Genomic DNA, 17,383 nt, shown 5'->3' with positions numbered 1-17,383 from the left:
AGAGATAAAGAACCCCCTTTTCAATCTGTCCACTTTGGAGGGGACATCCCTTCTTCATAGTGTCCATTTTCAAGGAACCCTTCTTCTTAATGTGTCCACATCTATGGGTACATTATAGTCCTGGCCTTTCAGTTTTCCTTTTTCAAGCCCCTTTTGAATTCCCTTTTCCATGCCAATCTCAAGAATATTCATCTTAGCAGCCTCCCATTCTTCCGATTGTTTTACCTCTTTCACTATCCGATCTAATTTCCTGATTCTCTTATCCCTTACCAGTATATCCGGATTATCCAGCGTTGTATTCTTCATATACTGCAGAAGACTGATTAATTCCGGGCGACCGTTTTTGCTGGCCATATTCAGGAATATCTTTTTTGTCCCGTCATCCAGATGCAGGCCGGCGACCTCTTCGCACTGTTCCGTAAAAGTATACATTGCCAAATCACAGGAAAAAATATCCTCCTGGGTAATGAAGATAATAACAGTGGATGGAAGATACCGGTATTTGGTTTTCTTTCCCGCCTTGAGTATGGGAGTATCCAGCAGTCCCTGGTAAAAACGGGAGCGTTTCCGCAGATTGTCATTTTTGGAATCATTCTGCATTTCCGTATTGAAATGCCGGTTTTTGACATCCCGCGCCCAGGCATCCAGCCGAATGGCCCTTTTTCCGCTTTCGTTCAGAACCACCTGCTCCACCTCCACTTCGGCAAGCTTTAAATCCGGTTCGTCAAGGATGATGCTCAGCGTGTTTTCATAAGCGTCCTTGTTTTTCATAACGGATAAAAACAAGGCGAAATCGCTCAGGTTAAACTGGTAGCCCTCCGGAAGGAGCTGTTCCTCCGGAAATCCTGTCATATTCAGTTCCATAGGCGTTCCTCTCTTTCTTTGAATCTAAGGATGATCCGCGTAGTGCGGCATCCTTGGTCTGCGCAGAGAGAAGCATCGCCTTTTCTTCTCCCTGCTTATTTTGTTGTCAGCAAGGAGTTCATGCATTTACATACACAGCCGTGCATGTTTTGGTATCTGCAGAGGATACCATGCATCAGATACCGGCCTTTGAAGGGACGGTACATAAGAAAACAGATAATCAGAAATGTTGAATTCATTGCCTGCTTTGATTGTAGCACAGCGGAAAAAGGACCGCAATATTTAATCATCATCCAGCTATATTTCGGAAGTATCTCTTCAGATAAATTTGCTATAATAACTTCAGATAATAACGTAAAAAACAATAAGGAGGAATTACATAATGCGAAACAGAGAATGGGCAAAAGAAAAGGCACATGAGCTGGTTTCTCGGATGACCCTGGAAGAAAAGGCATCTCAGTTAAGGTATGATGCGCCTGCAATCCCCAGACTGGGAGTCCCTACCTATAACTGGTGGAACGAGGCTCTTCACGGGGTGGCAAGAGCCGGTGTGGCAACCAGCTTCCCTCAGGCAATCGCCATGGCGGCAGCCTTTGACGACGAACTGCTGAAAACAGTCGGGGATGCGGTGGCAGCGGAAGGAAGAGCCAAATATAATGAATATTCCAGGCATGATGACAGGGATATTTATAAAGGGCTTACCTTCTGGTCTCCTAACGTAAATATTTTCCGGGATCCCAGATGGGGAAGAGGACATGAGACCTATGGAGAGGATCCTTATCTCACCTCTCGCCTGGGCGTGGCCTATGTGGAAGGCCTGCAGGGCAGCCAGGATGATGACTTTATGAAAACAGCAGCCTGTGCCAAGCATTTTGCCGTTCATTCCGGACCTGAAAGCGTGCGTCATGAATTTGATGCCCAGGCGAGCAAGAAGGATATGTATGAAACCTATCTTCCCGCTTTTGAAGCCTGTGTAAAAGAGGCAGGAGTGGAAGCTGTCATGGGCGCCTATAACAGGACAAACGGAGAGCCCTGCTGCGGAAGCCCCACCCTGATTCAGAATATATTACGGGAGGAATGGGATTTCCAGGGACACTATGTTTCCGACTGCTGGGCAATTGCCGATTTCCATATGCACCATATGGTAACCAAAACACCGGAGGAATCGGCGGCTCTGGCGCTGAAGTCCGGCTGTGATGTGAACTGCGGCGTCACTTATCTTCATCTGCTGAAGGCATACCAGCAGGGACTTGTCACGGAAGAGGAAATCACCCAGGCTGCGGAAAGGCTGTTTACAACCAGATTCCTTCTGGGCTGTTTTGATAAAAATGAATATGACGATATCCCTTATGAAGTGGTGGAATGTAAAGAGCATCTGGAGCTTGCTCAGAAAATGGCAAAAGAAAGCATGGTGCTTCTGAAAAATGACGGTATCCTTCCCCTGAATAAGGACGGCTTAAAGACAATCGGCGTTATCGGCCCCAATGCGGACAGCCGTACCCCTCTTGTTGGCAATTATCATGGGACATCCTCCCGTTATATCACCCTTCTGGAAGGAATCCAGGATTTTGTGGGTGAGGATGTGCGTGTTTATTATTCCGAAGGCTGCCATATTTACAAGGACAGGGTAGAAGGCCTTGGATGGAAGCAGGACAGAATCTCGGAAGCCCTTACGGTGGCGGAGCACAGCGATGTGGTAGTTCTCTGTCTGGGCCTGGATGAGAATCTGGAAGGAGAAGAAGGCGATACCGGAAACAGCTATGCTTCCGGAGATAAGAAGGATCTGGAGCTGCCTGAATCCCAGAGAGAACTTCTGGAAGCGGTGGCCGGATGCGGCAAACCGGTCGTGCTGTGCATGATGTCAGGAAGCGCCATCGACATGCAGTTTGCAGCAGAGCATGTTAACGCCATTCTTCAGGTATGGTATCCCGGCGCAAGGGGAGGAAAAGCAGCCGCAGAAATCCTGTTCGGAGCCTGCTCTCCTTCCGGAAAGCTTCCTGTTACCTTCTATAAGGATCTGGAGGGCTTCCCCGCTTTTGAAGATTATTCCATGAAAGGCAGAACCTACCGTTATCTGGAAAAAGAACCTCTGTATCCCTTCGGCTATGGCCTCACCTACGGACAGGTCGGCGTGAAAGCTGCCGAACTGACAGGTGCTGTGGAAGAGGGAAAAGAGCTTACCATAAAGGCAATGGTGGAAAACAGCGGAAAATATGACACGGATGATGTGATTCAGGTTTATATCAAGGATCTGGATTCCAAAAATGCGGTGCCCAACCACAGCCTGTGTGCATTTAAGAGAGTCAGCCTGAAAAAGGGAGAGAAGGCGGAGATATTGCTGAAGGTTCCTTATGAAGCGCTTATGGCCGTGGATGAAGAAGGAAAGAAATATGTGGACAGCAGTCATTTCGTACTGTCTGTAGGCACCAGCCAGCCTGATGACAGAAGCATCAGCCTGACCGGAACAGAGCCTGTAAAGGTAGAAATCAATCTCGCCTGATGATTACAGGGACAGGGAACCGGAGGTATCGAGTCTGGTTCCCCTGTTCAGAGATTTATAAGAAGAAGGGGTACAGCTTTTGGCCGTTTTAAAAATCCGGTTAAAGGTGGAAAGGCTGTTGAAGCCGGACTGCATGGCTACCTCTGTGATGGACAGATCGGGCTGCAGCAGCAGCCTTTCTGCGTACGCCAGCCTTCTGCTTATAAGATACTCATAGCAGGAAATCCCCGTAAACTGTTTGAAAAGCCTGGAAAAATGATATTTGCTGAAGCCGGCCATGGAGGCCAGGGCATCAATGCTCAGCGCTTCCGTGCAGTGGTCGTTGATATAACTGCAGATGGACATGAATTTTTCGATGTATTCCTGCTGTTTGCTGGGAGAAATATCGGGAAATTTATTTCCTTCCGCCAGACACTTGCGTCCCAGAGCCACAAAAAATCGAAGAAACAGAGAATGGACACTGGGCTCCCGGAAAGGATCCTCACCTGTATATTCTGCCATGATTTCTTCCAGGTATCCCCGAAGCGTTTCCCCGAGGCCGTCGGACTGCCCGGCCCGTATTAAACGGTAAGGCCGCAGCATATGAAGCAGGGAATCCATGCCCGCCAGATTGCAGAGCAGGGAATAATCAAACTGCATGATCATCCGTTCCCCTTCCTCAGGGGCATGAAGGGAGTGAAGCTCTCCCGGAGGAATGAGTATAATATCGCCCGGAGAAAAGCGGATGGTTTCCCCGTTGGTCCGTACCGTATAGCCATTTTTTATTGGCATAATGAGTTCCAGAGCGGTGTGCCAGTGAAGAGGGAAATCTTCCGGATCCGTATTCATGAAAGCCTTGATGCCTTTCATGTCCCGGTAAGCCACTGTCTCATGTGTGCCGTTAAGTATTTCAATCATTACCTGTATCTCCTAAGCCGGTGCTGTCAATTCGTAAAAATAAGCCGGGTCGTGTCTGGTTATCTGCTGTATTTTCCGCAGTCCTGCAGCCGGAAACCGGCCTTGCGGAAAAATGGCGACAACTCTGATAATAGTATAGCATTTGAAAGAAAAAATGTAACTATGAATATTCAGTGGGGTGCAGATAAAAAAGTATGTAAAAGTTCACAAATTTTTTTCAGTATATATGCGTAAAAGTAAACAAAAATGTATGTATATAGAGAAAAACTACTTGCCCGCCGCCTTTTGAATTTGGTAAAATAAATACAGGAAACCCAGGAAAACCTTTCTGCCGTAGTGTTTGGGCAGCATGGTTTTTTCTTTTTCCTTCAAGATAAGGAATTAGAGTCTGTACCGCAGGAAGAAAGGAGAGGCGGCATGTTTCAAAAAGGGGAATTCATTATTTATGGAAACAAAGGAGTCTGTGAAGTGACAGACATTTCGAAGATTGCGATAAGCGGCGCCAGCAGGGATAGGCTGTACTATGTCCTTCAGCCCGCCCAGGATAAGGAAGGCAGGATATTTACGCCGGTGGATGGGCAGAAGACGGAAATGCGCAGAATCCTGAACAGGAAAGAGGCGGCGGAGCTGATTGACAGTATTCCCTCAATAGGGAATCTCTGGGTGGCGGATGAACGGCAGCGGGAGCTGAACTATAAACAGGCGGTGAACAGCTGTGACTGCCGGGAGTGGATTAAGATCATAAAAACCCTTTGGCTCAGAAACCAGCAGCGTCTTTCCCAGGGAAAAAAGATTACAGCCATGGATCGGAAGTATTTTAAAATGGCAGAGGATAACCTGTATGGGGAACTGTCTGTAAGCCTGGAGATTCCCAAAGAGAAGATGGAGGAGTATATAACCGAAAAGGTGGGCATGCAAATGCAGGAGGATGCTGAGTCCTTTATGGAATACAGCATAAAATAAGGAAAAAGAGGCAGAAGAAGATGAAAATCATGGATAAAAAAGTGATGCATAAACGTTTCGGAATGGGAAGTGTCATAGGGCTTAAGGATAACAAGATATATGTATCCTTCGGTAAAATATTCGGGGATAAGGCATTGCCTTACCCGGAGGTTTTTGCCAGCGATATGAAAATGATGGATGAGGATCTTCAGGAAGAGCTGATGGAGGATATCGGAAGACGTATCTGAAGCAGCGGGATAAGCAGGTATACGGCCGGAAAATGTACAGGGCGCCGTATACCTGTTTTTATGTGGAACGGATCTTTCCTTTCGACGGAGTCTTGTTTGTGTGTCTATAAAATCCTATAATGAAATCAGTGAATAGGATCTGATTTATTAAGAGTGAAGGAGCTGACTGATATGCAGACAATGAGCAGGGAAGGAAACAAGCTGGTACACCGGTGGGATGGGGAAACGCTGGTAGTAGAGCCCTGGGGGAATAACAGCCTCCGGGTGAGGAGCGCTGTTATGAGGGAGCCGGAGGATACGGATTATGCGCTTCTTCCGCAGGCGGATACGGCGGTTACCATTGATATTGGCGAGGAAAAGAGCGAGATCAGGAACGGCCGTCTGCGGGCGGTTATGGAAAGTAAAACGGGGAGCGGCCCGGCCCGTCTTTCCTTTTATGACAGGAAGGGACGGCTGCTGCTTCAGGAAGAGGGGAAGGGCGGTGCTCTGAATAAAAAGAGCCGGTATTTTAAGCCTGTTATCGGCGGAGATTATGAGCTGACCGTATCTTTTGCCTCACAGGCAGAGGAAAAGCTGTATGGAATGGGGCAGTACCAGCAGGAATTTCTGAACATTAAGAACTGCAGCCTGGAGCTTGCGCAGAGAAATTCCCAGGTAAGCATTCCTTTTGTACTGTCCAGCCTGGGGTATGGTTTCCTGTGGCATAATCCGGCGGTGGGGCGTGTCAGCTTCTGTGCGAATACCACACAATGGCAGGCACAGAGTACCCGGCAGATGGATTATTGGATTACGGCAGGGGATACGCCGGATGAAATCGAATGTGCTTATGCAGCGGTCACCGGGACTGTGCCGCAGATGCCCGAATATGGCCTGGGCTTCTGGCAGTGCAAGCTGCGGTACTGGAACCAGGAGCAGCTTCTTCAGACAGCAAGAGAGTATCACAGGCGGGGAATCCCTCTGGATGTTATTGTGTGTGACTTTTTTCATTGGCCCAGAATGGGAGATTTCCGTTTTGACGAGGAATTTTTCCCTGATCCGGAAGGCATGGTGCGTTCGCTTAAGGAAATGGGCGTGGAGCTGATGGTATCTGTATGGCCGGAGGTGGCCTGTACCAGTGAAAATTATGAAGAAATGAAGCAGAAGGGATTTCTGGTTAAGGCGGAAAAAGGTATTGATCTGGCCAAGCTTTTTAATGAAAACAGTACCTTTACCGATGTGACCAATCCGGATGCCAGGGATTATCTTTGGGAAAAATGCAGACAAAATTATTACGAAAAAGGAATACGCCTTTTCTGGCTGGATGAAGCGGAGCCGGGCTTTACCGTTTATGATTATGATAATTACCGTTGCCGCATGGGAACCCAGGCACAGGTGGGAAATCTGTATCCCCAGCTTTTCACAAGGACATTTTATGAAGGGCTGCGCCGTGCAGGGGAAGAACAGACAGTCAGCCTGGTGCGCTGCGCATGGGCGGGAAGCCAGCGTTACGGAGCCCTTGTCTGGTCCGGGGATATCCATTCGGACTGGGAAGCTCTCAGAAGACAGCTGTGTGCCGGATTGAATATGGGAATTGCCGGAATCCCCTGGTGGACCACCGATATCGGAGGCTTTACGGGAGGGGATCCGGAAAAAGAAGAATTCCGAAGCCTTCTGGTACGCTGGTTTGAATGGGGAACCTTCTGTCCTGTGATGAGGCTGCACGGGGATCGTCTTCCGGCCGAAGAGGTGGTTGGGAAGGATGGACGCAGATACCAGCATTCCGGCGGCCCTAATGAGGTATGGAGCTTCGGGGAGGATATCTGCCGGATTCTTACGTCATATATCCGCCTGCGTGAGGCCATGCGCCCTTATATAAGGAAGCTGATGGAGGAAGCCCATGAATGGGGAAGGCCGGTAATGCGGCCTATGTTCTATGAGTTCCCGGAGCAGGAATGCTGCTGGGAATTAAAGGAACAATATATGTTCGGCAGTGATATGCTGACAGCTCCGGTTCTTTATGAAGGAGCCACGGAGCGGGAGGTGTATCTGCCCGCAGGCCATACATGGGTATTCCTCCATGACGGTATGGCCTTTGAAGGCGGGCAGACGGTTCTCGTCCGGGCTCCCCTTGCTGTGATTCCCGTTTTTTTGAAAGACGGGAGCCAAAGTGAGCTTATCGGTCTGATTTAACCGGGAAATAAATACTGTAGGGTTCGTATCCCACTTCATATAAAGGGACGAAGCGGATACCCCGTTCCTGTCCTGTGGTGCGGAAGGTGGATTTCCAGCTTCCCCATTCCCGTTCGTTGTCATGGGTGAGAAGCTGATCCGGCGTGCTGCCGGCCGGTACATGAAGGATGCGTTCCTCCTCACAAAGCCCTGCCAGGACCACCGGACCATACAGGAAGGCAACGGTATTTTCATCCTCGGGAAGCGGGAAGGTTTTTACGGCCTTGGGCAGCAGGATACGGATGATGTCTCCGTCTTTCCATACCCGCTTCAAAGGTACAAACAGGCAGGAATCATTGTTTCGATACACTTCCGTATCATTTACCAGAATGACGGCTTCGCCTGCAAGCCAGCCGGGAATGCGCAGCTGCAGCGTCATTTCCGTTTCTTTTTCCAACTGCATTTTCAGACAGGGAACCAGACAGTCCGGCTGGGAAGGGTATTTACGGGTATCCTCCAGCACGGACTGTCTTGCTGAAGAGGTGCTTGCAAGATGGGAGCTGCCCGTGAGGGGATCCGCTTTCTGCAGAATAGTAACCCTGCTGTCATTTACGGAAAAAGAAACCTGGCTGTCAAGATACTGACAGACATAAAGACTGTCTTCAGACTGATAATAGATCCCACGGTTAAAAGCCGCATTCGCCTGTACCAGTGTCCCATGGCAGCAGAAGAAATCCCCGGTTTTGCTGCTCCAGCCCTTACGGCCGCCGGCCTGCATGGGCAGGAAATAGGTGAGAAGTCCTTTGGAAGGATAAGGGCTGGTGAAGCCGTGGCTTAAATTACTCTGCCAGTAGGCCTGGGCCATCAGACCGTTATACAGAAGCTTTTCCTGATAATCCAGATAAGCCGGATCCAGGCTCCAGCGGAACAGGAAACCGGCAAGCCGGATCATATTGTATACCGTACAGTGTTCCTGCCCCTTCAGCCCCAGCCGGGCTCCCAATTTCTTTTTCGGAGACCAGATTTCTCCGCAGGTCTGCCCGCCCGTGGCATACTGCCCGCGCTGAGTCACCGCCAGATCCCAATAATTTTCTGCGATATTCCTCCATTTTTCATCACCCGTCACGTCATAAGCCCGGGCACATCCGATAATTTCCGGTATGGTGGTGTTGGCATGCATATTGGTGAGGACATCCTCGCCTTTCAGAAGAGGGTCAAACAGACGTCCTCTGTAATAACGTTCCATTAGCGCCGCATACTTATCTTTGCCGGTAATGGCATACAGCTGGACCCAGATTTCCAGCATACCCCCAGTTTCAAAATCCAGGATATCATCCATCTCATCCCGGCTGAAATCCTTGGTCCAATCATAAAACCAGTCCGCAAAATTCTCAGCTATTTCAAGCGCAATGGCATTACCCGCATATTCGTACATATCCAGCAGGCCCATAAAAACCTTATGGATGGTGTAATGAGGAGCCCACACCTGTTTGCCCGCAGCGATGCGGTACAGATATTTTTCGGGGATGGGGGCCGCCCACCTGCCGCCGTTCTCTTTCTGGCATTCAGCCAGCTCCTCTACCAGAGTATCCGCCTTGGCCTTAATTTCCCTGTCGCCCGTGGCATGATAATGCATGGCGGCAGCGGACAGCCAGTGCCCCAGAAAATGCCCCCTCAGCTGGCAGGTGGGAAACTCCCAGCCTCCATGCATGCCTTCGATGGCTTCCGCCGATGTATCCCGGCCTGATTCCAGATTGAAATTCAGCAGAAGAAACCTGTTTTCCAGATGCATCATATAGCTGCGGTTTTCCTCTTCCCGGCGGCGAAGCTCCGGATCCAGCAGCAGAGTCTGCCGCCCGTTCAGTTCAGTTAATTGCCCTGTCTTTACCATAAATTACCTCCTTCAGGAAAGTGCTTTACTGCCGACAGAATAAATAAGGACGGCAGCCGTATCAATATCTATATTATAAGGAGGTAAAAGAATCACAGGAATGTACAGAGTGGTAGAAAGCATGTATAAAATGGAAAAGTATCCCTTTTAATTTTTTTATGGTCAGGAGAAAGCAGCTGTCCGGAAAAGGAGGGACGCGGCGAAGCCATATCCTGAACAAAGAAAGAACTGCCTGATACCGCTGAGGCTGCTTTTTCTGAGCTGAAATATTCAATATTATGATAATATCTAAAAAAATGACAAAAGAAAAGCAGACGTATCAAACGCCTGCCAGCATATGGAAACTCTCATAATAGATTATGGAATTCCTTTCGCAAAATACTTTCTTTTGCGAAAAAAACAATATATTCTGCAACTTATTTTTAATGGTTCATTTGGCTTTCATTATAAAATAAGTTTTGAATTTTGTCAATCTCTGCATAAAATATTACACTAAAATGTCGCTTAACGTAAAAACGTTTTATTTTTAAAATTATTCGTAACAAAAATTCTGAAATCCAAAAATTAAATAACGGTAAAAAGATTAACAGGCAATCACGTTTGGAGCGCTATCTATATGAACAGGATTGGTTAATTTATAAACCGTCAAATATTTCGTCAGTATTATGGAGGAATTTATGGCAAGAAAAGGTGAAAATATATATAAAAGAAAAGACGGCAGATGGGAGGGACGATATCGGATACCGAATCCGTCCGGCACAAAGGCCTTATACCGCTCTGTGTACGGTAAATCATACAGAGAGGTCCGGGAAAAGCTTTTTGCCGGAAAACAGATCGTACTGCACAAAGCAGGAAAAAAATCACAGCTGCCTGACAAAATGACCCTGGAAGAAGCCGCCGGACTATGGCTGGAGGAAAACAGGAATAAATGGAAGGAATCCACTTATGCCACCTATCGTTCCATTACGGAAAAGCATGTCCTTCCCCTGTGGGGAACGCAGTCTGCGGATGCTTTGCTTATCGATCCTCCGGTCTCCTTACCCGGTTTAAAGGAAGGGGAACAAAAGAAATATTCCGGAGCTTATAAGCATCAAATCCAGGTAATAACAAGCCAAATCTTTCATTTCCTGGATAAAAAATATCACTGCGGCGTACCGCAGTGGCTTTCCCCGACGGCGCCCGCCCAAAACAGGACGGTTACCCCTCCTGAAGGCGATAAGCTTCGCAGGCTGGAAGCTTATCTGTCATACAAAGCGGAAGAAAAGGACGCTACCAGCATAGGAATCCTCTTATCCGGATGCTGCGGCCTGCGTATCGGGGAATTATGTGCCCTGCAGTGGAAAAATATAAATTGGGAAGAGGGCACCATACAAATAAGAGGAACCATGCAGAGAATCCGTACCTTCCAGCAAGAGGACAAGAAGACGAAGATTATTATATCCGATCCGAAGTCAAGAAGCTCCAACAGGGAAATTCCGGTTCCTTCCTATCTGCTTGATTATTTGAAAAAGCTAAAAGGAAACGGAGAAGGATATATCCTTGCAGGTAAGAAAAAGGAATATCTGGAGCCACGCACGCTGCAGTACCGTTTTAAGAAAATCCTGGAACAGCTGGGAATTCCCTATTTCAACTTCCATATGCTCCGCCACATTTTTGCCACAAACTGCATTTCCAGGGGATTTGATATGAAAACCCTCAGTGAACTTCTGGGACATTCCAACATTACCACCACAATGAGAATATATGTTCATTCCGACATGGAAAGGAAAAAACAATTGATGGCCGGGTACAGACTGGCATCTTAATGAACAGTCATAGGCCGTCAAAAAAATGGTCATTTTTGACAATAGATATGTAGTAAGCAGCGTTCTGCCGTTTATTTCGCAAAAGAAAGTATTTTACGAAAACTGAAATTGCGTTACGAAAGACAGCAGGTGCAGAACATGGCCCAAACAAAAAGCTATAATCGCCTGATGGCGGGAAACCGTTTGTATGAACGGCGTAAACAACTGGGGTGGAGCAGAGGATACGTATCCGAAAAAGTAGGCAAGGTGGAAAAATACTATGCAGATATCGAACGCGGAAGCTGCGGTATGAGCATAGAAACCCTGATAGCATTGTCCGATCTTTATGGCTTATCCCTGGATTATATTATATATGGTAATCCCGAAGGAAAGAAAGAGGAAATACCGGACAAAGGGAAGGCAGTAATGAATATTCTGAAAGAGTTGGAACCGGAAGAATATGAGTGCTGTCTTGATATGATGCTTATTTATGCCCGGCGGGCCGGAAAATCACGGGAAAAGAATACTATCGGGGAAGAAAGTAAACAAAATCCGGCATAGAACATCCGGGAACGAATGGATGTCTGAGAGGATATTCATATTATGTGTTATGTGTTACATAAAGATGCATGATTGGATATAAAATCTTATAACTCGCAAGGAGGAGAAGAAGATGAAAAGTAAGTCATTAAAAAAAGTGCTTGCAACAGCACTTGCACTGAGCCTTGTCATGGCTCCGGTGATGGGAGTGAATGCATCTACCAACAATAATGCTCCGTCCGAAGGATCCAGTACTTCCGTATCAACAGAAGTAGCCGCTACGATCCCTGAGACCAGCACAGTAAGCGTTGGCGGAAAAGTTCTGACTTCCACAGTAAAGGGAGCGTATATGTCTAAGACAATTCCCGGAACTGTAGTTGCAACGGATAAGGCAACTCTGGCAGCAGGCTACGGTCTGGCACCGGGAGAGCAGCCTTATGTGAGAGTATACGATATCAGCGAAGCAAAGAGTCCGGCCGCTATGGCAAGCATCAATGCAGCTGCCGGAGCAGTTGGCGGTACTGTAGTTGCTACCGTTAACGTAGAGCTGGGCAAGCTTGCAGGCGGAAAGTTCTCTTTGCTGGCTCAGGGCGGAGCTCCTATAACCATGGCATTCGGAATTCCGAAAAACGCGGTTAAGCCCGGTTATGCTTATGCAATGATTTGTGTACGCCCCGGCGGTGTTATCGAGGTTCTTCCCGATCTGGATGCAGATCCTAATACCGTAACCTTCAGTACTACAGGCGGTCTCGGCGCTTATGCAATGATCATGTATCCTGTGGCTTAATCCGGAAAGAAAAAGCGATAAGGAACAACAGGAAAGATGTCTGGGAGATGACTGGCAGGCGGCTGCCGGTTGTTTCCCAGTATTCTCGTAAAGGACAGGTATGCTATATAAACTGAAGAAAAATAAAGCGGCTGTGTATTTAATACTGCTTATACTTTTGTGCTTCTGCCTGTGCCAGTATGGGCTGCAGCGTATATTTGGATTTTCCCTGTTCCCGGATGAATTTGGCTACTGGGCGCCGGCAGCCAAAATGCTGGGATGGGACTGGTCTGAAACGACATCTCTCGGTTCTTATTACTCCTTTGGATACAGTCTGATTCTGGCTCCCATTTTATATTTTGTGAAAGATTCCATTATGGCCTACCGGACAGCGGTAGTGGTAAATATGATTTTGATGTGTATCGGACTTGTGCTTCTATACAAGCTGATGCAGAAGCTTTTTCCTGAGATGGAAAAAGAAAGGGCTGTGATAATCAGCGGGATTGCCGTGCTATATCCGCCCTGGATTTTTTACATGCAGATGACTATGACAGAAGGACTGCTTCTGTTTATATACATATTAATTTGCTATTTATCCGTTTGTTTTTTTGAAAACCCCCGGGCGATCACTGCCGCAGGCCTGGCTGTGGCGCTTGTGTATATCTATTTTGTCCATATGAGAAGTATCGGGATGATTGCAGCGGGGAGCCTGACCTTGCTTTTGTGGGCTGTCAGCAGTAAGGATTCCAGGCTTCGAAGAAATGTATTATTCGCTTTGCTTTTACTGCTTGCCTTGTTCCTGATTGGGCTTGGAATTAAAAACGGCCTGATCGAAAGACTCTATCACGGGGCTTCGGAAGAACTGCTCCAAAATAATGACTATTCGGGACAGTGGGGAAAGCTTAAGGTTTTATTCAGCCCGGATGGCATGAAAAATTTCCTTGCCGGCTGCATAGCAAAGATGCTTTATCTGGGATTGGCAACCTATGGGATTGCCTATTGGGGAATTTATTTCCTTATTATAAAAGTGATTTCTTTTTTTCGGGAATGGAAAAAAGGAAGACTGGTAAGAAAAAATTTTATCTGGTTGTTTTTAGCCTTTACAACAGCCGCACAGTTTCTGGTTACAGTTATTTATACGTTGGGCAGTGCGGATGCAGGAAATGACCGTTTGGATTTGTTTGTACATGGCAGATACAGTGAATTGATTGTCCCGTTGCTTCTGGCACTGGGAATAACAAAGATTCTGGACAGCAGAAGATTGTGGCTTGGAACCGGTATGATTATAGGTTTTACAGCATTATTGACAGGTGCTGTAGGCTTAGTTGTCAATACAAATAATACCCATATGTCAAATATCCATGGTTACTTTATGATTGGAATAAGTTATCTGTTGGAAGAAGAGAGCTACCGCGCAATTCCCTTTTTATGGAAGGCCTGGGGAATGGGAGTATGCCTGATTCTTCTGGCTGCGGCAGTAATAACTGTTCTCACAAAAAAGCGGATGGAATGGCTATTGGCGGTTGTTTTGCTTCTGCAGACAGCGCTGGGGCTTCAGGCCAGTGAGCATTATGTTTACATTGGAAATTCCTATGGATATGGAGATATACAGATTGCAGACAAGCTTAAGGAGGCCCTGGAATCAGATGGTTCAGGACGGATTATCCATATCTATGAGGGGGATAACCCTTATATTCAACAGGTGCAGTTTCGGATGAGAAATATAAAAATTGATATTTTGGATGCCGGAAAAGAGGAAATCAGGCCGGAAGACATACGAGGGAACGATAAGCTCATCCTGGAATCCGGCAGTGAGTACAGAGACCTTTTTGAAGCGCAGTATGAAAGAAGCTGGGAAGCAGGGCATTTGTGCTTGTATTATAATCCCTGATTTATAGATGCAATTAAAAGAAGTAATCATTATGAAGGGAAGCTGCTGTAAAAATACAATCAGAGAAAGCGGAGGCTGTTATGAAACTGATTATTCAAATCCCGTGTTATAACGAAGCAGAAACTCTGGAAGTGGCGCTTAATGATCTGCCTAAAAAGCTGGATGGGGTTGATACCATTGAATACCTGATCATCAATGACGGAAGCCATGATGATACGGTAGAGGTGGCCCGGAAATGGGGAGTCCATCATGTGGTGAATTTCAAACAGAATAAGGGTCTGGCGAAAGGATTTGTGGCGGGACTGGATGGCTGCCTGAAATGCGGCGCCGATATCATAGTGAATACGGATGCGGATAATCAGTATTGCGGAGAGGATATCGCCGTACTGATTAAGCCCATTTTAGACGGCGAAGCGGACATGGTAATAGGAGAACGGCCTATCGACGATACGGAACATTTCTCTTTTGTGAAGAAGAAGCTGCAGCATTTTGGAAGCTGGGTGGTACGTAAAGCTTCCCATACCAACATTCCGGATGCACCCAGCGGCTTCCGGGCCTTTTCACGGGAAGCCGCCATGAGGATGAATGTGGTAAATGATTATACATATACATTGGAAACAATCGTACAGGCGGGAAGAGAAAAAATCGCTGTTACAAGCGTTCCTATCAGGACGAATGCTGAATTACGCCCTTCCCGACTGTTTAAGAGTATCTGGGGATATGTAAAGAAATCGGTGCTGACGATTCTGAGAGCTTATATGATGTATAAGCCGCTTATGTGCTTTACATTGCTGTCGATTCCCAGCGTGCTGATTGGATTGGGAATTGGTGTGAGGTTCTTATATTTTCTTGCAAACGGGACGGGCGGAGGCCATATACAGTCCCTTATTTTGGCCTGCACGTTGATTATAATCGGATTCCTGACCTTTATGATTGGACTGGTTGCTGATGTGATTGCCGCGAACCGGAAGATCCTTCAGGATGTGCAGTATCATGTGAAACGGATGGAATACGACAGAGAGGCACCGGTGAGAGAAGATAAAAGGAAAGACGGTACGAAGGATATTCTTTATTTTAAACCGGAGAGAGAGGAAGAGGCTGCGGTACGGTAAAGAAATGAACAGATGGAAGAATGTTTGAAACAAAGTATGTATCAAATATTGAATTAATGTCCGCTGAAGCGGACAAGGGGTATAAAAATGAAAAAGATTGGTAATGCAATTTATATCAGGCAGAGATTAGTTTGTGTGCTGACGTGCCTTTTTATTACGATTTTATTTTGTGCTGGTTTTTCCCTGCATGCGCGGGCGGCGGAAAAAGATGAAAACCAGGAAGCGGCAAATGTGCAGGGGAATTTAATGGCGGCAGCAGTTGACACTGTTGGCCTGGAGCAGCCGAAAGAAGGCGCGGCTTCTGTTGTTAAGCTGCAGGCCGGAACGCATCTTTTGGTTGTGGGAGAAGAAACAAATGGCTGGTGTGAGATTTATTACCAGGGAAAAACAGCGTTTGTGCCCGCAGCGGATATGACGGCAGCGACATTATTGGACGCGGAAGCTTTAGATCAGGAAATGCAGAAAATTGGAGAAGAAGACGCTGCGTTTATTGAATCTTTGGAAATGCAGAGGAAGGCGATAGCGCGTTCTAAGGTGTGGAGAATTATTATTATTGTTTTAATTGCTGCAGTTTTTGTTACAGGTTTGGTTTCTGCATTGCGTAAACCCAAAAATGATGAAAGACCTTCAAATATGAAGAAAAATACAGGAAAAGTAAAATGAATAAGGATATGGAAAATATTGTTCTTATAGGGCCGGTATACCCATATAAGGGAGGTATTTCCCACTATACAGGACTGATGTATCGTGCGCTCTCTGATAAGTATAAGGTAACTATGGTTTCCTATAAGTTTCAATATCCTAAACTGCTTTATAAAAAAGAACAAAGAGATTATGAAAATGACAGTTTTAAAATAGAAGATACCAATTATTGGATACATACGGCGAATCCGGTAAACTGGTTTACCGCTGCCAACAAGATTAAAAAACTAAACCCGGATTTGGTTATTATTCAATGGTGGCATCCTTATTTTGCCCCTTGCTATTGGAGTATGGCTAAGGCTTTGGGGGCTTTGAAAATTCTTTTCGTATGTCATAACGTATTCCCGCATGAACGGTTCCCGATGGATAAATTGCTGACAAGGATGGTTCTGAAACAGGGGAATTATTTTATTGTCCAATCGGGAAAGGATGCTGAAGACTTGAAAGGGATTATGCCGGATGCCAGATATGAGCAGACGGTTCATCCAACCTATAATGCATTTAAGTTTGAAAACCTGTCGAAAGAAAAATCCAGAGAACTTTTGGGAAAATCCATGCATGAAAAAATACTTCTGTTTTTTGGATTTGTGAGAGAGTATAAAGGGTTGCGGTATTTGATAGAAGCCATGCCTGAAATCAGTCGCAGGATAGCAGATGTTAAGTTAATGATTGTCGGGGATTTTGGGAGTGAGGAAAACAAAGAGACATATGTTAGCCTAATTAAGGAAAAAAATGTTGAAAAGTTTATTGACATTTGTGACGGATATATACCTGACCGGGATATAGAAAAATTTTTTGCTGCATGTGATTTGGTGGTTCTGCCTTATGTTGATGCAACACAGAGTGGGATTGTACAGATTGCGTATGGGTTTGAGAAGCCTGTGGTGGTTACCAACGTGGGAGGATTGCCGGATGTGGTTGAGGATGGGAAGACTGGGTATGTGGTGGAAGAAGAAAATTCAAAGCAGCTGGCAGAGGCAATCAGAAATTATTTTGATGAAAAGAAAGAAGAAAAATTTATTACAAATGTGAGGAATAGGGCTTATTGCTTTTCCTGGGACAAAATTGTAGAGGTTATAGAAAGGCTCGTCTGATGAA

At 46.4% G+C, this 17,383-nt stretch carries 14 protein-coding genes; 11 read left to right on the top strand and 3 right to left on the bottom strand.

Annotated features, from left to right (window positions below; genetic code table 11):
* Positions 1 to 69 precede the first annotated feature (69 nt).
* Complete coding sequence (locus BLA28_RS02350; protein ID WP_069155868.1) at positions 70 to 864, bottom strand: Rpn family recombination-promoting nuclease/putative transposase; 795 nt, start codon at positions 862 to 864, stop codon at positions 70 to 72.
* A 382-nt stretch (positions 865 to 1,246) separates the two neighbouring features.
* Here BLA28_RS02350 and BLA28_RS02345 point away from each other — a divergent pair, with 382 nt between their 5' ends.
* A complete protein-coding gene (locus BLA28_RS02345; RefSeq protein WP_069155866.1) occupies positions 1,247 to 3,364 on the top strand; it encodes a glycoside hydrolase family 3 C-terminal domain-containing protein in 2,118 nt (705 codons plus the stop codon).
* A 3-nt stretch (positions 3,365 to 3,367) separates the two neighbouring features.
* Here the strand turns inward: BLA28_RS02345 and BLA28_RS02340 are convergent, their stop codons facing one another.
* Positions 3,368 to 4,261, bottom strand: coding sequence for an AraC family transcriptional regulator (locus tag BLA28_RS02340; RefSeq protein ID WP_069155865.1), 894 nt, complete (start codon positions 4,259 to 4,261; stop codon positions 3,368 to 3,370).
* A gap of 417 nt (positions 4,262 to 4,678) precedes the next feature.
* On the opposite strand from BLA28_RS02340, the gene BLA28_RS02335 reads away from it, so the two are divergent.
* The 3 genes from BLA28_RS02335 (at position 4,679) to BLA28_RS02325 (ending at position 7,620) form a co-directional block, all read left to right on the top strand.
* Positions 4,679 to 5,224 (top strand): CarD family transcriptional regulator, encoded by a 546-nt coding sequence (locus BLA28_RS02335; RefSeq protein ID WP_069155863.1) that lies wholly within the window; start codon positions 4,679 to 4,681, stop codon positions 5,222 to 5,224.
* 20 nt (positions 5,225 to 5,244) lie between these two features.
* Entirely contained in the window at positions 5,245 to 5,451 is a 207-nt protein-coding gene (locus tag BLA28_RS02330; RefSeq protein WP_009251117.1) for a hypothetical protein, read from the top strand.
* Positions 5,452 to 5,622: 171 nt separating this feature from the next.
* Positions 5,623 to 7,620, top strand: a complete 1,998-nt coding sequence (locus tag BLA28_RS02325) for a glycoside hydrolase family 31 protein (RefSeq protein WP_069155862.1) — start codon at positions 5,623 to 5,625, stop codon at positions 7,618 to 7,620.
* On the opposite strand, the gene BLA28_RS02320 is transcribed toward BLA28_RS02325, so the two are convergent.
* On the bottom strand, positions 7,604 to 9,490 hold the full coding sequence (locus BLA28_RS02320) for a beta-L-arabinofuranosidase domain-containing protein (RefSeq protein WP_069155861.1): 1,887 nt from the start codon (positions 9,488 to 9,490) through the stop codon (positions 7,604 to 7,606). The genes BLA28_RS02325 and BLA28_RS02320 overlap by 17 nt on opposite strands.
* A gap of 677 nt (positions 9,491 to 10,167) precedes the next feature.
* Here BLA28_RS02320 and BLA28_RS02315 point away from each other — a divergent pair.
* The 7 genes from BLA28_RS02315 (at position 10,168) to BLA28_RS02285 (ending at position 17,379) form a co-directional block, all read left to right on the top strand.
* The gene (locus BLA28_RS02315) at positions 10,168 to 11,295 is read left to right on the top strand and encodes a site-specific integrase (RefSeq protein WP_069155860.1); all 1,128 of its coding nucleotides are present in this window, start codon (positions 10,168 to 10,170) and stop codon (positions 11,293 to 11,295) included.
* A 138-nt stretch (positions 11,296 to 11,433) separates the two neighbouring features.
* Positions 11,434 to 11,835: a helix-turn-helix domain-containing protein gene (locus BLA28_RS02310; RefSeq protein ID WP_044971557.1), complete on the top strand. Its 402-nt coding sequence runs from the start codon at positions 11,434 to 11,436 to the stop codon at positions 11,833 to 11,835.
* 112 nt (positions 11,836 to 11,947) lie between these two features.
* A complete protein-coding gene (locus tag BLA28_RS02305) occupies positions 11,948 to 12,601 on the top strand; it encodes a hypothetical protein (protein ID WP_069155859.1) in 654 nt (217 codons plus the stop codon).
* A gap of 100 nt (positions 12,602 to 12,701) precedes the next feature.
* Positions 12,702 to 14,471 (top strand): hypothetical protein, encoded by a 1,770-nt coding sequence (locus BLA28_RS02300; RefSeq protein WP_069155858.1) that lies wholly within the window; start codon positions 12,702 to 12,704, stop codon positions 14,469 to 14,471.
* An 80-nt stretch (positions 14,472 to 14,551) separates the two neighbouring features.
* On the top strand, positions 14,552 to 15,583 hold the full coding sequence (locus tag BLA28_RS02295; protein WP_069155857.1) for a glycosyltransferase family 2 protein: 1,032 nt from the start codon (positions 14,552 to 14,554) through the stop codon (positions 15,581 to 15,583).
* An 87-nt stretch (positions 15,584 to 15,670) separates the two neighbouring features.
* Positions 15,671 to 16,246, top strand: coding sequence for an SH3 domain-containing protein (locus tag BLA28_RS02290; protein WP_069155856.1), 576 nt, complete (start codon positions 15,671 to 15,673; stop codon positions 16,244 to 16,246).
* Positions 16,243 to 17,379, top strand: a complete 1,137-nt coding sequence (locus BLA28_RS02285) for a glycosyltransferase (RefSeq protein ID WP_069155855.1) — start codon at positions 16,243 to 16,245, stop codon at positions 17,377 to 17,379. The genes BLA28_RS02290 and BLA28_RS02285 overlap by 4 nt, the downstream gene beginning before the upstream one ends.
* Positions 17,380 to 17,383: the final 4 nt, after the last annotated feature.

It is taken from the genome of Eisenbergiella tayi (assembly GCF_001881565.1).
GTDB classification, from domain to species: Bacteria; Bacillota; Clostridia; order Lachnospirales; family Lachnospiraceae; genus Eisenbergiella; species Eisenbergiella tayi.
The sequence above is the reverse complement of the archived record's forward strand: the minus strand, read 5'-3'. Positions and strand labels throughout refer to the sequence as shown.

Excerpts from the sequence above, each read along its gene's own strand:
- BLA28_RS02285 (WP_069155855.1), top strand. The coding sequence starts at position 16,243 with ATGAATAAGGATATGGAAAATATTGTTCTTATAGGGCCGGTATACCCA.
- BLA28_RS02350 (WP_069155868.1), bottom strand. The coding sequence starts at position 864 with ATGGAACTGAATATGACAGGATTTCCGGAGGAACAGCTCCTTCCGGAG.
- BLA28_RS02290 (WP_069155856.1), top strand. The coding sequence starts at position 15,671 with ATGAAAAAGATTGGTAATGCAATTTATATCAGGCAGAGATTAGTTTGT.
- BLA28_RS02325 (WP_069155862.1), top strand. The coding sequence starts at position 5,623 with ATGCAGACAATGAGCAGGGAAGGAAACAAGCTGGTACACCGGTGGGAT.
- BLA28_RS02315 (WP_069155860.1), top strand. The coding sequence starts at position 10,168 with ATGGCAAGAAAAGGTGAAAATATATATAAAAGAAAAGACGGCAGATGG.
- BLA28_RS02335 (WP_069155863.1), top strand. The coding sequence starts at position 4,679 with ATGTTTCAAAAAGGGGAATTCATTATTTATGGAAACAAAGGAGTCTGT.
- BLA28_RS02345 (WP_069155866.1), top strand. The coding sequence starts at position 1,247 with ATGCGAAACAGAGAATGGGCAAAAGAAAAGGCACATGAGCTGGTTTCT.
- BLA28_RS02300 (WP_069155858.1), top strand. The coding sequence starts at position 12,702 with ATGCTATATAAACTGAAGAAAAATAAAGCGGCTGTGTATTTAATACTG.
- BLA28_RS02330 (WP_009251117.1), top strand. The coding sequence starts at position 5,245 with ATGAAAATCATGGATAAAAAAGTGATGCATAAACGTTTCGGAATGGGA.
- BLA28_RS02340 (WP_069155865.1), bottom strand. The coding sequence starts at position 4,261 with ATGATTGAAATACTTAACGGCACACATGAGACAGTGGCTTACCGGGAC.
- BLA28_RS02295 (WP_069155857.1), top strand. The coding sequence starts at position 14,552 with ATGAAACTGATTATTCAAATCCCGTGTTATAACGAAGCAGAAACTCTG.
- BLA28_RS02305 (WP_069155859.1), top strand. The coding sequence starts at position 11,948 with ATGAAAAGTAAGTCATTAAAAAAAGTGCTTGCAACAGCACTTGCACTG.
- BLA28_RS02320 (WP_069155861.1), bottom strand. The coding sequence starts at position 9,490 with ATGGTAAAGACAGGGCAATTAACTGAACTGAACGGGCGGCAGACTCTG.
- BLA28_RS02310 (WP_044971557.1), top strand. The coding sequence starts at position 11,434 with ATGGCCCAAACAAAAAGCTATAATCGCCTGATGGCGGGAAACCGTTTG.